12 protein-coding genes are annotated in these 12,883 nt (G+C 71.7%); 4 read left to right on the top strand and 8 right to left on the bottom strand.

Translation table 11 applies throughout. The features are described 5' to 3' along the window. Positions 1-16: 16 nt before the first annotated feature. Positions 17-559, bottom strand: coding sequence for a PaaI family thioesterase (locus EZ242_RS12780; RefSeq protein ID WP_135285538.1), 543 nt, complete (start codon positions 557-559; stop codon positions 17-19). Positions 560-624: 65 nt separating this feature from the next. Here EZ242_RS12780 and EZ242_RS12775 point away from each other — a divergent pair, with 65 nt between their 5' ends. From EZ242_RS12775 to EZ242_RS12760, 4 genes are all read left to right on the top strand, one after another. Then, a complete protein-coding gene (locus EZ242_RS12775) occupies positions 625-1,083 on the top strand; it encodes a MarR family winged helix-turn-helix transcriptional regulator (RefSeq protein ID WP_135285537.1) in 459 nt (152 codons plus the stop codon). Continuing rightward, positions 1,076-2,317 (top strand): MFS transporter, encoded by a 1,242-nt coding sequence (locus EZ242_RS12770; protein WP_135285536.1) that lies wholly within the window; start codon positions 1,076-1,078, stop codon positions 2,315-2,317. Before EZ242_RS12775 ends, EZ242_RS12770 begins: the two co-directional genes overlap by 8 nt. A gap of 7 nt (positions 2,318-2,324) precedes the next feature. After that, complete coding sequence (locus EZ242_RS12765) at positions 2,325-2,762, top strand: DUF1810 domain-containing protein (RefSeq protein WP_135285535.1); 438 nt, start codon at positions 2,325-2,327, stop codon at positions 2,760-2,762. An 83-nt stretch (positions 2,763-2,845) separates the two neighbouring features. Beyond that, entirely contained in the window at positions 2,846-3,265 is a 420-nt protein-coding gene (locus EZ242_RS12760) for a BLUF domain-containing protein (protein ID WP_167784749.1), read from the top strand. A 27-nt stretch (positions 3,266-3,292) separates the two neighbouring features. On the opposite strand, the gene EZ242_RS12755 is transcribed toward EZ242_RS12760, so the two are convergent. The 7 genes from EZ242_RS12755 to epsL form a co-directional block, all read right to left on the bottom strand. Then, positions 3,293-5,113 carry an ABC transporter ATP-binding protein gene (locus EZ242_RS12755; RefSeq protein WP_135285533.1) on the bottom strand — a complete coding sequence of 607 codons (1,821 nt, stop codon included), beginning with the start codon at positions 5,111-5,113 and terminating at the stop codon, positions 3,293-3,295. Next, positions 5,103-6,845, bottom strand: coding sequence for an ABC transporter ATP-binding protein (locus EZ242_RS12750; RefSeq protein ID WP_135285532.1), 1,743 nt, complete (start codon positions 6,843-6,845; stop codon positions 5,103-5,105). The genes EZ242_RS12755 and EZ242_RS12750 overlap by 11 nt, the downstream gene beginning before the upstream one ends. Before the next feature lie 781 nt (positions 6,846-7,626). After that, on the bottom strand, positions 7,627-8,421 hold the full coding sequence (locus EZ242_RS12745) for a WecB/TagA/CpsF family glycosyltransferase (RefSeq protein WP_135285531.1): 795 nt from the start codon (positions 8,419-8,421) through the stop codon (positions 7,627-7,629). Then, complete coding sequence (epsG, locus tag EZ242_RS12740; protein ID WP_205960637.1) at positions 8,418-9,326, bottom strand: chain length determinant protein tyrosine kinase EpsG; 909 nt, start codon at positions 9,324-9,326, stop codon at positions 8,418-8,420. Before epsG ends, EZ242_RS12745 begins: the two co-directional genes overlap by 4 nt. Further along, entirely contained in the window at positions 9,323-10,708 is a 1,386-nt protein-coding gene (locus tag EZ242_RS12735) for a GNVR domain-containing protein (RefSeq protein ID WP_135285530.1), read from the bottom strand. The genes epsG and EZ242_RS12735 overlap by 4 nt, the downstream gene beginning before the upstream one ends. Before the next feature lie 19 nt (positions 10,709-10,727). Continuing rightward, positions 10,728-11,603 carry a polysaccharide export protein EpsE gene (gene epsE, locus EZ242_RS12730; RefSeq protein ID WP_135285529.1) on the bottom strand — a complete coding sequence of 292 codons (876 nt, stop codon included), beginning with the start codon at positions 11,601-11,603 and terminating at the stop codon, positions 10,728-10,730. A gap of 53 nt (positions 11,604-11,656) precedes the next feature. After that, the gene (epsL, locus tag EZ242_RS12725) at positions 11,657-12,826 is read right to left on the bottom strand and encodes an XrtB/PEP-CTERM-associated polysaccharide biosynthesis outer membrane protein EpsL (RefSeq protein ID WP_135285528.1); all 1,170 of its coding nucleotides are present in this window, start codon (positions 12,824-12,826) and stop codon (positions 11,657-11,659) included. Positions 12,827-12,883: the final 57 nt, after the last annotated feature.

The following is a 12,883-nucleotide window of genomic DNA, read 5'->3' as shown; positions in this document are numbered from 1 at the left end:
CGGCCCTGCGCGGGGCTCATCTCGTCATCTCGAACACCAGGCACGTCGTCGTCGCGTGCGCGTAGAGCGCGCCGTCCGGGCCGACCAGTTTCGCCTCGGCGGTGGCGAGCTGGCGGCCGCAGTGCAGCACCCGCCCCTCGGCCCGCACGCGCGGCGCCCGGGCACCGATGGCACGCACGAGGTTCACGCCCAGTTCCGCCGTGGTGTAGCCGCGCCCCGCGGGCAGGGCCGTCTGCACTGCGCAGCCGAGCGCCGAGTCCAGCAGCGTGGCGTACCAGCCGCCGTGGATGGTGCCCATGGGGTTCAGGTGCGCCGGGCCGGGCGTGCCCTGGAACACCGCCCGTCCCTCGCCCACCTCCAGCAGGATGAAGTCCAGCGTGCGCGCGATCGGCGCGTAGGGCAGCTCGCCGCGCAGCATGGCCTGCATGGCCGCCAAGCCCGTGAGCCCCGCGATCTGCTCCGGCCGGGCCACGCCGGGGCCGGGGCCGGCGTCGAGCACGGCGCGCACCGCCTGCTCCTGCGCCAGCCAGGTTTGAAGGACATCCTCGGCTCGATCCATGTCTGCTCCAATAGAGGTTGAAAAACAGCTTGCATATGCAACGGTTGCATCTACACTAATCGCCCATGGACGCCGTTGTCAAGCCGCAGGGCTGCACCAACTTCAAGCTGCGCCAGCTCATGCGGCGGGTGGCGCAGCATTACGACGCCGAGCTGGCCAAGGCGGGCCTGCGGACCACGCAGTACTCCCTCCTGTCCCATGTCGCCAGGCTGGGGCCGCTGCGGCCGGTGGACCTGGCGGCAGCCATGAAGATGGACGCCTCCACCCTCACCCGCAACCTGCGCCCGCTGGTGCAGGCCGGCTGGGTCACGCTGGCGCCAGGGCCCGATGCACGCAGCCGCACAGTGACGATCACCGCCGCCGGCCGCGACAAGCGCAGCCAGGCCCAGCGCCACTGGCGGGCCGCCCAGGAGGCGCTCAATGCCCGGCTGGGGCCTCAGCGCGTGATCGCCCTCCATGCACTGGTGGACGACTGCATGGAGCTGCTCGATCCCGCCTTCCACGAAGGGGCCGACGATGAATGAACCCCGCCTTTCGCCGTCCGCCGCGCCCGCCCTGTGGCTGGTGCTCTTCGCCGCGGCCGGCACCTTCGCGCTGACCATGGGCACGCGCCAGACCATGGGCCTGTTCCTCTCGCCCCTGAACACCGCCACCGGCCTGGGCTTCGCGAGCATCAGCCTGGCCTTCGCCTTCGGCCAGCTCTGGTGGGGCGTGACGCAGCCGCTCGCCGGCCTGGTGGCCGACCGCTGGGGTGCCGGGCGCGTGCTGATGGCCGGCGTGCTGCTGGTGACCCTCGGCACGCTGATCACGCCCTTCATGACGAGCACCCTCGGCCTGGTGCTGGCCGTGGGCGTGCTGGCGGCCGGCGGCGCCGGCATGGCCGGCCCGGCCGTGCTCATGGCCGCGACCATGCGCCTGATCCCGGCGCCGCGCCGCGGCCTGGCCACCGGCATCGTCAACGCCGGCGGCTCGCTCGGCCAGTTCGCGCTGGCGCCCCTGGCCGCCACGCTGATCGTGGGCATCGGCTGGGTCTCGGCCATGCAGGCCCTGGCGCTGCTGGTGCTGCTGTGCCTGCCGGCCGCCTGGCTGCTGCGCGGCGCGCCCTTGCCCGCCGCCGCACGAGGACCGCTGGCCGGCGCCACGGCGGGGATGGGCACGGGGGCGGCGATCCGCACGGCCTTCGCCCACCCGGGCTACCGGCTGCTGTCGGCCGGCTTCTTCGTCTGCGGCTTCCACGTGGCCTTCCTGGCCACGCACCTGCCAGGGGTGGTGGCGTCCTGCGGGCTGCCGACCCAGTGGGCGGGCTGGTCGCTCGCGATGCTGGGCCTGTTCAACATCGTGGGCAGCCTGGCCGCCGGCTGGGCGATCGGCCGCTGGCGCATGAAGTCGCTGCTGGCCTTCATCTACCTCGTGCGCGCGGCGGCGGTGCTGGCCTTCCTGCTGGCGCCCAAGACCGGGCCGGTGATGCTGCTGTTCTCGGCCGTGATGGGCCTCACCTTCCTGTCCACCGTGCCACCCACCGCCGGGCTGGTGGCCCGCTTCTTCGGCACCGCGCACATGGCCACGCTGTTCGGGCTGGTCATGCTCACCCACCAGGTGGGCGGCTTCTTCGGCGCCTGGCTGGGCGGCAAGGTGTTCGATGCGACCGGCAGCTTCGACTGGATCTGGTGGCTGGACATCGTGCTGGCCATCGGTGCGGCCCTGCTGCACCTGCCGATCCGCGAAGCGCCGCCGCGCCTGGCCGCGAGTGCCGCCTGAGACCGCCATGAACCGCCCCGACGACCCCTTCGACCTGGAACGCTTCACCGCGGCCCAGGACCCCGTTTGGACCGAGGTGCAGTCCGAGCTGGCACGGGGCCGCAAGCGCAGCCACTGGATGTGGTTCGTCTTCCCGCAGCTCGCCGGGCTGGGCCGCAGCACCATGGCGCAGTTCTACGGCCTGCAGGACCTGGAGGAGGCGCGCGCCTACCTGGCGCACCCCGTGCTGGGCGAACGCCTTCGCGCCTGTTGCGCCGCGCTGCTGGTCCACGCCGGCCGCCCCGCCGAGGACATCCTGGGCGCCATCGACGCCATGAAGCTGCGCTCCTCGCTCACGCTGTTCCTGCGCGCCTCGCCAAGCGAGCCGCTGCTGTCCGAATGCCTGGACCGATTCTTCGCCGGCCAGCCGGACGCTGCGACCGATTCGCTCCTGGCCAGGCACTGAAAAGCGGCCGCATCACCCCGCTTTTCCGCGCCGGCACACACAGGCGGCAAACCAGAATGGGTTGCACGCTTCGACCCTCGCGCATGCACGAGCCCGCTTCTTCCGCCTCTTCACCCGCCAGCCTGCCCCTGCGCAGCATCGGCTACGTCAGCACCGCCACCACGCCCCTGACACCCCCGCAGCTGCAGGAGCTGCTGGCGTTTTCACGCCGCACCAACCAGGAGGCCGGCATCACCGGGCTGCTGCTGCACTGCGGCGGCAACTTCATGCAGGTGATCGAGGGACCGTCCCTGGCATTGCAGGCGACCCAGGCCCGCATCCGCCGCAGCGCGGCGCACCACGGAATCATCCAGCTCTTCGACGAGCCCATCGAGGCGCGCGACTTCGCCGACTGGGACATGGCCTGCCGCTCCATCGGCCAGCCGCAGCTTCGGCAGGTGACCGAAGCCACGCCGTCGTTCCGGCGCCAGTTGCTCAAGGACTTCTGGGAGCGCAATCGCTGAAGCGCGGGTGGGCGCTCAGTCGGGCGTTCAGTCTGCGGCGTCCTCGTCCTCCAGTTGCTGCAGCTGGTAGAGGCGCTGGTAGAGCCCCCCGTCGATGGCCATGAGCTCGGCATGCGTGCCGCGCTCGGCGATCCGGCCGTGATTGAGCACGAGGATGCGGTCCGCATCGCGCACCGTCGAAAGCCGGTGCGCGATGGCCACCACCGTCACGCGGCCGCGCAGCCGGGCCAGGGCCTGCTGCACGAGCTGCTCGGTCTCCGAGTCGATGTGGGCGGTGGCCTCGTCCAGGAACAGGATGCGCGGCAGCCCGGCCAGCGCCCGCGCGATCGACAGCAGCTGCTTCTGCCCCACCGACAGGCGCGCCCCCCCTTCGCCGAGCGGCGTGTCGTAGCCCTGCTCCAGCCGCTCGATGAAGTCGTGGGCCTGCGCCGCGGCGGCGGCGGCCTGCACCTGCCCGTCGGAGAGCGCGCGCCCCATGGCGATGTTCTCGCGCACCGTGGCCGCGAGCAGGAAGGGCTCCTGCGGCACCAGGCCCACGCGGGCGCGGAATTCGTCCTCGCCGATGGCTTCCAGCGGGATGCCGTCGATGCGGATGCGGCCCGCTTCGGCGCGATAGAACCGCAGCAGCAGCGACAGCAGGGTGCTCTTGCCGCTGCCGGTGTGGCCCACGATGCCGTGGAAGCTGCCGGCCGGCAGGTGCAGGTCGATGTCCCGCAGCACCGGAAGCCCCGGCCGGTAGGCGAAGTCGAGCTGCTCCACGCGGATCTCCCCACGTGTCACCGCGCCCTCCTCCGGCGCGGCCGGCACCTCCGCCTGCGCCAGCAGCGCGTGCACGCGCGAGGCGCCGACCAGGGCCTGCTGGAGCTGCGAGAACTGCAGCGTGATCTGGATCAGCGGCTCCACCACGCGCGAGATGTAGCTGATGAACGCATACAGCACGCCCACCTCCACCGCGCTCAGCGCGCCCCCGGCGGCACGGGCGCCGAAGACCCACAGCACCGCCGCCAGCAGCAGCACGTTGAGCAGGTCCAGCACCGGCCGCAGCAGCCAGGCATTGGCGCGCAGTTCGCGCAGCCGCGAGCGGTAGTGTGAATCGTTGAGCGCCTCGAAGCGGCTGCGGAAACGCCCGGTGGCATTGCTCGCCTGCAGCACCGGCATGCCGGCGATGGACTCGGCCACCTGCGCGTTGAGCTCGCTGCGCAGCTCGCGCGTGCGGGTCACGGCCGGCGCGGACAGGCGCTGGTAGACCACCACGATCAGCACCACGGCAGGCACGAGCGTGGCCACGATCAGCATGAGCCGCCAGTCCAGCCAGAGCATGGCCACCAGCGAGCCGGCCAGGATGATGAGGCTGTCCAGGATGACGAAGAGCACCTGCACGTAGAGGGTCTTCACGGCCTCGGTGTCGTTGGTCACGCGGCTGACCAGCTGGCCGGTGATGGCCTGGTCGAAGAAGGCCATGGGAAGCCGCAGCACGTGCCGGTACACCTCCTCGCGGATGCGCTGGACCGAGCGCATGGCCACGCCGGCGAGCCGCACGAGCTGCCGGTAGCGCAGCCAGCTCGCGACCAGCCCGGCGACGAGCGCGCCCCCGAGCAGGCCGGCGATGGCGGGCACATCCGTGCGGCGCGGCAGCAGGAAGTTGTCGATGAAGTACTTGCCCGCGAGCGGCCCCAGCGCCTCCAGGCCGGCGGCCAGCAGCAGCCACGCCACCCCCAGCAGCAGGTGACGGCGTTCGGGCGCGGCGGCGCGCACGAGGAGGGCCGCGGCCGGGCCGGTCAGGCGCGGGCGCTTCGCATCGGCGGTCTCCGCGCGGGCGGGCGTGTCGGCGAGGGATTCAGCTGGCATCGAGGCTGGCCTGCAGTTGCTGGTAGCGCCACTGGCGCGCGTACCAGTGGCCGCTGGCCACCAGTTCGGCATGGGTGCCGCGCTCGGCCACGTGGCCGGCCTGCAGCACGACGATCTGGTCGGCGTCCTGCACGGCGCTCAGGCGATGGCTCACCACCACCACGGTGCGCCCCACCCGCGCGCGCCGCAGGTGCGCCAGGATGGCCGCCTCGGTCTGCGTGTCCACCGCCGACAGCGCGTCGTCCAGCAGCAGCAGCGGTGCGTCGGCCAGGAGTGCGCGGGCGATGGCCACGCGCTGGCGCTGCCCGCCCGAGAGCGTGACGCCGCGCTCGCCCACCGGCGTGTCGTAGCCCTGCGGCAGGCGCAGGATGTCTTCGTGCACGGCCGCCAGCCGCGCCGCCTCCTCCACCTGGGCGCGGCTGGCGTCGGGCCGGGCCAGGGCGATGTTCTCGGCCACGGTGGCCGAAAAGAGGAAGGCCTCCTGGGGCACCCAGGCGATGCCCGCGCGCAGCGCCTGCAGCGTGTAGTCGGCCAGGGCCGTTCCGCCCCAGCGCAACTCGCCCCGCGAGGGCGCGTTCTGCCGCAGCAGGAGCCGCAGCAGCGTGGACTTGCCCGCGCCGGTCGCACCCACCAGGCCCAGCGTTCGGCCGGGGGCGAGCGTGAGCGTCACGTCGTGCAGCGCCCAGCGGGCGCCGGGCGCATAGGCGAAGCTCACCGCATCCAGCTCGATCGCGCCCGGGCGCACCTGCGGCACGCTGCCGTGGTCGTCCACGCTGAGCGGCGCCTCCAGCACCGGCTCCAGCCGCGCCCAGGCGGCCTTGCCGCGTTCCAGCAGGGACAGCACCCAGCCCGCGGCGAACATGGGCCAGATCAGCTGCCCCAGGTACAGGCTGAAGCTGGTGAGCTGCCCCACGCTCAGCTCGCCCTGCCAGACCAGCCAGCCGCCCACGCCGAGCACGAGCACGGTGGCGGCTGCGAAGCTGAAGCCCACCGCCGGTTCGTAGGCCGCCTCCCAGCGCTGCGCATCGAAGCTGGCCTGGGCGGCGGCGGCCGTGCGCCGGCCGAACTCCGCCTCGTTGCGCGCCGACAGGCCCAGCGCGCGCACGGTGCGCACGCCGGACAAGGTCTCCTGCACGTGGTCGTTGAGCGCGCCGAAGCGCTCCAGCGACAGGCGCGAGGCCTCGTGCACGTGGCGCGAGATCCACCAGAAGGCCAGCGCCATGGCCGGGAACGGCAGCACCGCGAAAGCCGCGAGCCGCCAGTCCACGCCCAGGGTCATCATGGCCAGCACCAGCACCAGCGTGAGCGTGCCGTCGAAGCCGGCGAGCAGCGCCTCGCCGGCCGCCATCTCGACGGCGTCGATGTCGTTGGTGGCCAGCGCCATGAGGTTGCCGGTGCGCCGGCCCTGGTAGAAGGACGCGCCCTGCAGGCTCAGGCGCTCGTAAAGCCGCGCACGCAACTCCACGCCCAGGCGATAGGCGGCCGCATAGAGCTTCAGGCGCCAGCCCACGCGCATGACGTACACCACGGCGCCGGCGGCGATGAGCCAGGCGATCTCGACCGCCAGCTCACGCTGGCCCAGGCGGTTGGCCACCAGCGCATCCACCACCTGGCCGATCTGGCGCGGGATCCACACCAGCAGCACGGCGATCACCAGCAGCATGAGCGCGGACGCGGCATAGGCGCTGCGGTGGCGCGCGACGAAGCGGGCGATGAGGTGGTGCAGGGGCATGGAGCTGGGGGCCCTGGCGGCGGGCGGAACCGGTGATTGTTGTCCAGACGCGGGGCCTCTTGCGCGCTTCGGGCTTCTTTGAAGTGAACGTCCTGGGTTGCGTGGCTTGCCGGGTCTCGGCCCGGCGGCCGACCTCCTTTCTTTTGCTTCGCCAAAAGAAAGGAGGCAAAGAAAAGGCGACCCGGGTGGCTGCGACCCCGCGGCGTCGCCGCGGGGCGACCTGCGCCGAAGCGCTTCGGCCGGGGTCCGCGTGAAACTCGCCCTGCGGGCTCAGACAGCACGCGGCCCTTTTCCCGGCCGAAACACTCCGGCGCAGGCGCATCCACACGGGCGGCAGAGAGGGACACGGCCTGCGGCCGTGTCCTCGGGTGGTATTGCTCCCTCCCCCTCTGGGGGAGGGTTAGGGTGGGGGCTGCGTGCGACAACCACGCCACTTCTCGCGAGCCCCCATCCCGACCTTCCCCCAGCGGGGGAAGGAGGAAAGCCAGGCCGAGCGCAGCGATGGCCCGAGACAGCTCCCCTGTGGACGTGCCGAGGAGCGCAGGGCGGCGGGGAAAAAGAAGCGGGCCTTGTCTGAGCCCGCAGGGCGAGTTTGGCCCGCTTCCCCCGCCGTCCGAGCACCGCAGGTTGCCCTCTTCACCGCAACGCGGTGAAGAGGGACACGGCCACCGGGGTCGCCTTTCTTTGCCTCCTTTCTTTGGCGAGACAAAGAAAGGAGGTCGCCCGCCGGGGCGAGACCCGGCAAGCCACGCAAAAGATAACGCAACCAAAAAAAGAAAGCTTAGGCCGCCCGCCGCGCCGGCACGTCCCGCCTCAAGCTGTGCATCGCCAGCGTGAGCGCCCTGCGCACGAACACCGGATTGCCCATCACGTAGCGGTGGAACAGCCGCTTCGGCTCCCTTCCCAGCCGGTACAGCCACTCCAGGCCGAGCCGCCGCATCCACTGCGGCGCGCGCGGGGTGCGCTGGCCGAGGAAGTCGAGGATGGCGCCGCCGCACACGATGACGCAGGGGAAGTTCAGGGCAGCGCGCAGCACGACGGCTACTTCCTCCTGGCGCGGCATACCCATGCCCAGCACGATCAGCCGGGGCCGGTGCAGGGCGGCCAGGCGCACGTAGGTGGCCGTGTCGTGGAAGCCGTGCGCCACCACGCAGGGCGAGCCCGGCGCGATGCGGCCGACCACCGCCTGGCGCGCCCGCGACAGCCAGGGCTCCTGGGTGCCGAACAAGGCCATGGTGCTGCCCTCGTGCCGGGCCATGATCTTGGGGATCAGGTCGGTGCCGTTCATGTTCAGGCCCGGGCGCTGGTTCAGCAGCTCCATCAGCAGCGACAGGCCGATGCCGTCACGCAACAGCACGTCGGCCGACATCAGCGCCTCGAAGAACCGCCCCGAGACCGCCGTGCAGTTCATGGCATGGGCATTGACGAAGCCCACCACCACCGGTTCGCGCGGCTCGCAGAGCCAGTCGAGCAGCTGCTGTTCGCCGTGGGCGGAGTGCACCCGCGCGATGGATCGCACCAGCTCCTGCCAGCGCGGCAACCATGCGTGGGGAGGCACTGCCGCCGTGACGTTCATGAGCGACCGGCTCCGTTGAGCACCGCGCCAACCACCGTGACGCCGAAGTCGCGCAGTTCGGCCGTGAGCGCCGAGACGGCGGAGACGTTGCTGGAGTCGCGGCAGGTGACGATCAGGGCCGCGCCGGCCCGCGCCGCCACGGTGGCCGCGTCGGCACAGCCCATGGCCGCCGGGGTGTCCACCAGGATCACGTCGAAGCTGGCGCGCAGCGAGGCCATGAGACGGGCCAGGCCCTCGCGCGCCAGCAGCTCCTGCGGGTTGGGGGGGCTGATGCCGGCGGGCAGCAGCGACAGCCCCGGCACGCCCTTGATGTCCACCACCGCCTCGGGGCCGCTGCGGCCGGCCAGCAGGGCCGACAGGCCGATGCGCCCGGGCACGCCGAAGATGCGGTGCTGGCGCGGCCGGCGCAGGTCGGCGTCGATCAGCAGCGTGCGCTTGCCCAGCTGGGAGAACAGCACGGCGAGGTTGGCGGCGATGTAGCTGCGGCCTTCGCCCTTCTGCGGGCTGACCACGGCGAGCGCGGCATGCCGGGCGTCGTTCTCGAACCAGCGCAGCAGGAGCTGGCTGCGCACCGAGCGCAGGTGCTCCACGGCCGGGCTGTCGGGCTGCCAGGCCGCGACCAGCTCGCTGCTCAGGCCCGATTCCCGCGGCAGGGCGATGTGCCCGAACTGCAGGGCCAGCGCGAGGCGCACGTCCTGCGCGGTGAGCAGGCCCATCTCGATGCCGGCTTCGCCATAGAGCTGGCCGGTGCGCTCCTGGTAGTCGTGGATGCGCTCGGCATCCTCGAAGGAGATGCGTCCGGTATCCACCAGCAGCGCGCCCATGGGCAGCACGGCTTCGCGCGGCAGGGCGAGGGCCCCCTCGGATTCCCGGGTGAGGGCGACGACACGGGTACTGGTGCTCATGAGGCGCTCCCGGGAGAGAAGGCGAGCCGCTGGCGTGCGGCCGGCAGGGCGGTGTAGCGGCCGCCGGTGGCGGCGGGAACGGTGCCCAGGACCGGCAGCTGCGTGGCCATGGCGACGTCGTCGATGCTGCGCACGCGGCGGTTGGCCAGCTCCAGCAGCAGGGCGATGGCCAGGCCGAGCAGCAGGCCGGCGGCGGCGGCGATGGTCACCGTCTGGCGCTTGCTCGGGCCCACCGGGTCCTGCGGCGCGACGGCCGGCGCCAGCGGGCGCAGGTTGGTCATGGTCGTGAGCGCCGCCAGGCGGGTCTTGGACGCGTTGTCGCTGACCTGGTTGAAGGCCTGCTGCGCCGCCTGCACGTCCTGGCGCAGCAGGGCGAGGGTGCCGCGTTCGCGGTTGAGGGACAGCACGCGGCTGCGCTGGGCATTGAGCGCGGCCTGCAGCTCGCGTTCGCGGGCGCGGCCGGTCTCGAAGCTGGTGGTGATGGAGCTGTTGATCCGGCCGGTCTCCATGGCCAGGCGGCTGCGCAGCGACTGGAGCTCGGCCTGCAGCTGCAGGATCTGCGGATGGCGCGGGCCCAGCGTGGCGCCGGCCTGCTGCAGCTGCGCCTCGGTGCGGCCGATGTCCGCCTTCAGGCCGTTGATCAGGGGGCTCTGGATGACCTCTGCCACGGTGTCGCCGTTGCCACGCTTGCTCATGGCGTCGGTGGTCTGGGCCTGCACCTGCGCGAGCTGCGTGGCCAGCGTGGTCAGGCGGGCCATCTCGTGGTCGGCCATCTCCTCGCCGACGATGCCGGCGCGCTGCTGGAACTCGGACAGGCGGTTCTGCGCGACCTCCAGCTTCTGGCGGGCGGCGCGCACCTGGTCGTCGAACCAGGCGGACTCCTGCTTGGCCGGATTGGTCTTGAGGTCCAGCGCCGTCTCGACATAAGCCTTCGCGAAGGCGTTGGCCACGCGCGCGGCCTCGGCCGCCTCGTCGCCGGTCCAGTCGATGTTGATGATGTTGCTCTCACGGGCGGGGCGCACGTTCAGGCGTTCCTGCAGCCGCTCGATCTGCTCGCGCCGCTGGCCCTCGGGGGTGGTGGCGCGCAGGGGCTCGCGCAGCGCCTCGGGCAGGTCGGTGCTGAGCATGTCCAGCACGCGCCCGGTGACCCGGTCGCCGCGGGCGATGTCCATCTGCGTGGACAGGTAACTGGACAGCATGGCCGGCGAGTAGCCGCCGCCCACGTCCTGCGCGTTCACGTCGACCAGCACGGGAGCCCGCGCGGTGTAGGCGCTCGGGCGCAGCAGCGCCCAGGCGGTGGCTGCGCCGACGACCAGCAGGAAGACCACCGCAGCGGTCACCCAGCGCGCGCGCAGGATGGAGAGGAATTGATGGAGGTTCATGGACGGGCCTTCACGCGATTCAGAACAGGCTTTCGCGCACGTAGATCACGTCGTTGGGCTGCACCAGGTCCGTCAGGCGCGGCGTGGTCTCGACGATGCGACCGTCCGGGCCGGGGCGGTGCAGCTTGAGTCGGTTCTCGCTGCCGCGCGGGGTCACGCCGCCGCCGGCCGCCAGGGCCTGCATGACGGTCATGTTGCGCTGGACGCGGTACGGGCCGGGCCGCTGCGCCTCGCCGTAGATGTAGAAGACCGGCGCCCGGCTCACGTAGAGCGTGTCGCCGTCCTGCACCACGATGTCGTCCTCGGGTCGCGTGCCCGCGAAGAGGGACGGGATGTCGATGGCCTTGCGGAACTGCTGGCCGTTGCGGCTGCCGGTGACGACCAGCACGTCGTCGCCGTCCTGCGTGACACCGCCCGCGGCCGCCAGCATCTCGCTGGCGCGCACGCCGGTGGTTTCGAGCGGGAAGCGGCCGGGCTTCTGCACCTGGCCGAGCACGGCGACCTGGTTGCCGCGCACCTGCAGCAGGTTCAGGTTGACCTGCGGCGACTTGAGGTAGCCGCCCCGCACCAGCGCATCGGCAATGCGCTTTTCGGCTTCACCGATGGACAGGCCGCCGATCTGCACGCTGCCGATCAGGGGGTAGCGGATGCTGCCGTTCTCGGACACCCGGGCCTCGACGGTGAGGTCCGGGTTCTGGAACACCTGCACGCGGATCGAGTCGCCCGGCCCGAGCTTGTACTCGGGCCCGGGCTGCTGCGCGCTCGCGGGTGCCGCCGCCGAGCGGGCCGGCGCCTGGGGCGTGCCTGCACGCACCGGCCCGCCCGCCTGGGCGAAGGCCGAGACGGCGAAGGCGGAGGCGAGTGCGCCGATGACGATTCGTTGCGTGGTGTTCATATTGATTTCTCCCTGAGCGTTTGCGTGTGACAGCGTTGGATGCCGCCCGGCGGTTAGAAGCTGTACTTCGCCGCCACGCCGACGATGTTGGCGCGGTAGTCGAAGGCGTTGACGTTGGAGTCGCGGCGCTCCTGGCGCACGGTGCCCGTGACCAGCAGGTTGCGGCGCGGCTCCCAGTCGACGAAGACACCGAAGGTGTTCACGTCGTCCTCACGGCCGGCGTCGGGCGCGGCGGCCGAGTTGGTGTTCCAGTCGCGCGTCTCGTGCGCGTAGCGAAGCCGCACCTGGGTCTTGGCCGTGGCCCGCCAGATCGGCTGGATGTAGGTGCGCCAGGCGCGGACGTTGCCGCCGCCGGCCGTCTCGTAGGCGCCGATGTCGCGCTCGAAGCCGCCGGTCAGGGAGGTCTTGCCGGTGATTTCCCAGGCGGCCTCGACGTTGGCGATCATGCCGCTGAAGTCCAGGCCCGCGGCCGCGGCGCCTTCATGGTTGCGCTCCAGCCAGCCCAGCTTGCCATTGACCGAGGTCTTGGCGGTCAGCGGCAGGCGGGCTTCGACGGCCAGCTCGTTTTCCTTGAAGTCGGCGGCGAGGTTGTCGTAGCTGCCATCGCCGCGGCGGTAGACGACCACGGCGCGTGCGCCCGAGCGGAACTCGTAGCCCGTGCCCAGGCGCAGGCTGGTGACCGAGGGGCTGGACTCGATGGAGCGGGCCACCTCGCTGTCGCTCGTGCGGTGGCTCAGGCCGGCCAGGGCCAGGAAGCCGCCGCCGGGGGCGTAGGTGCCCTCGAGCAGCTGGGTGCGCTCGGTGCGTACGAAGGCCTCGGTCACACCGGTCGTGGCCGTGGTGGTGTCGCGGTACTCGCGCTGGGTGGCGCTCAGCACGCCCGTGAAACGCGGCGTGAAGGCGTAGTTCCAGGCGGCGCTGTAGTTGAAGGTGCTGTAGTTCAGGTCCGAGAAGTCCTGGTGCCGGTAGGCCGCCAGTTCGGCGTCCAGCACGATGCGCTGCAGGCTGTAGCGCTTGTCGATCCGGGCGCCGGCCGAGAGGATGCCGATGGTGTCCGACTCACCGTTGGGCGCGCGCAGCACATTGGAGTCGTGCTCGACCCCGGCGCCGACGCGAAACTGCAGGGTGTCTCCGGTCTCGGGGTTCTGCGCGTGGGCCAGCGGCCAGGCGATGCACAGGCACGCCACCGGCATCCATGCGTTCGTTCTAAGTTTCTTGCTCACTTCTTTCCTCTTTCTTCGAGTCGTCTGCCCTCGCCCCGGGCCGGGGTGTTTTCCCGT

This window comes from Ramlibacter rhizophilus, from assembly GCF_004681965.1.
Classification (GTDB): domain Bacteria; phylum Pseudomonadota; class Gammaproteobacteria; order Burkholderiales; family Burkholderiaceae_C; genus Ramlibacter; species Ramlibacter rhizophilus.
This window is presented reverse-complemented; position numbering and strand designations above follow the sequence as displayed.

Bases quoted from the DNA above. Each gene is read 5' to 3' on its own strand.
- EZ242_RS12780 (WP_135285538.1), bottom strand. From the start codon at position 559: ATGGATCGAGCCGAGGATGTCCTTCAAACCTGGCTGGCGCAGGAGCAG.
- EZ242_RS12775 (WP_135285537.1), top strand. From the start codon at position 625: ATGGACGCCGTTGTCAAGCCGCAGGGCTGCACCAACTTCAAGCTGCGC.
- EZ242_RS12770 (WP_135285536.1), top strand. From the start codon at position 1,076: ATGAATGAACCCCGCCTTTCGCCGTCCGCCGCGCCCGCCCTGTGGCTG.
- EZ242_RS12765 (WP_135285535.1), top strand. From the start codon at position 2,325: ATGAACCGCCCCGACGACCCCTTCGACCTGGAACGCTTCACCGCGGCC.
- EZ242_RS12760 (WP_167784749.1), top strand. From the start codon at position 2,846: ATGCACGAGCCCGCTTCTTCCGCCTCTTCACCCGCCAGCCTGCCCCTG.
- EZ242_RS12755 (WP_135285533.1), bottom strand. From the start codon at position 5,113: ATGCCAGCTGAATCCCTCGCCGACACGCCCGCCCGCGCGGAGACCGCC.
- EZ242_RS12750 (WP_135285532.1), bottom strand. From the start codon at position 6,845: ATGCCCCTGCACCACCTCATCGCCCGCTTCGTCGCGCGCCACCGCAGC.
- EZ242_RS12745 (WP_135285531.1), bottom strand. From the start codon at position 8,421: ATGAACGTCACGGCGGCAGTGCCTCCCCACGCATGGTTGCCGCGCTGG.
- epsG (WP_205960637.1), bottom strand. From the start codon at position 9,326: ATGAGCACCAGTACCCGTGTCGTCGCCCTCACCCGGGAATCCGAGGGG.
- EZ242_RS12735 (WP_135285530.1), bottom strand. From the start codon at position 10,708: ATGAACCTCCATCAATTCCTCTCCATCCTGCGCGCGCGCTGGGTGACC.
- epsE (WP_135285529.1), bottom strand. From the start codon at position 11,603: ATGAACACCACGCAACGAATCGTCATCGGCGCACTCGCCTCCGCCTTC.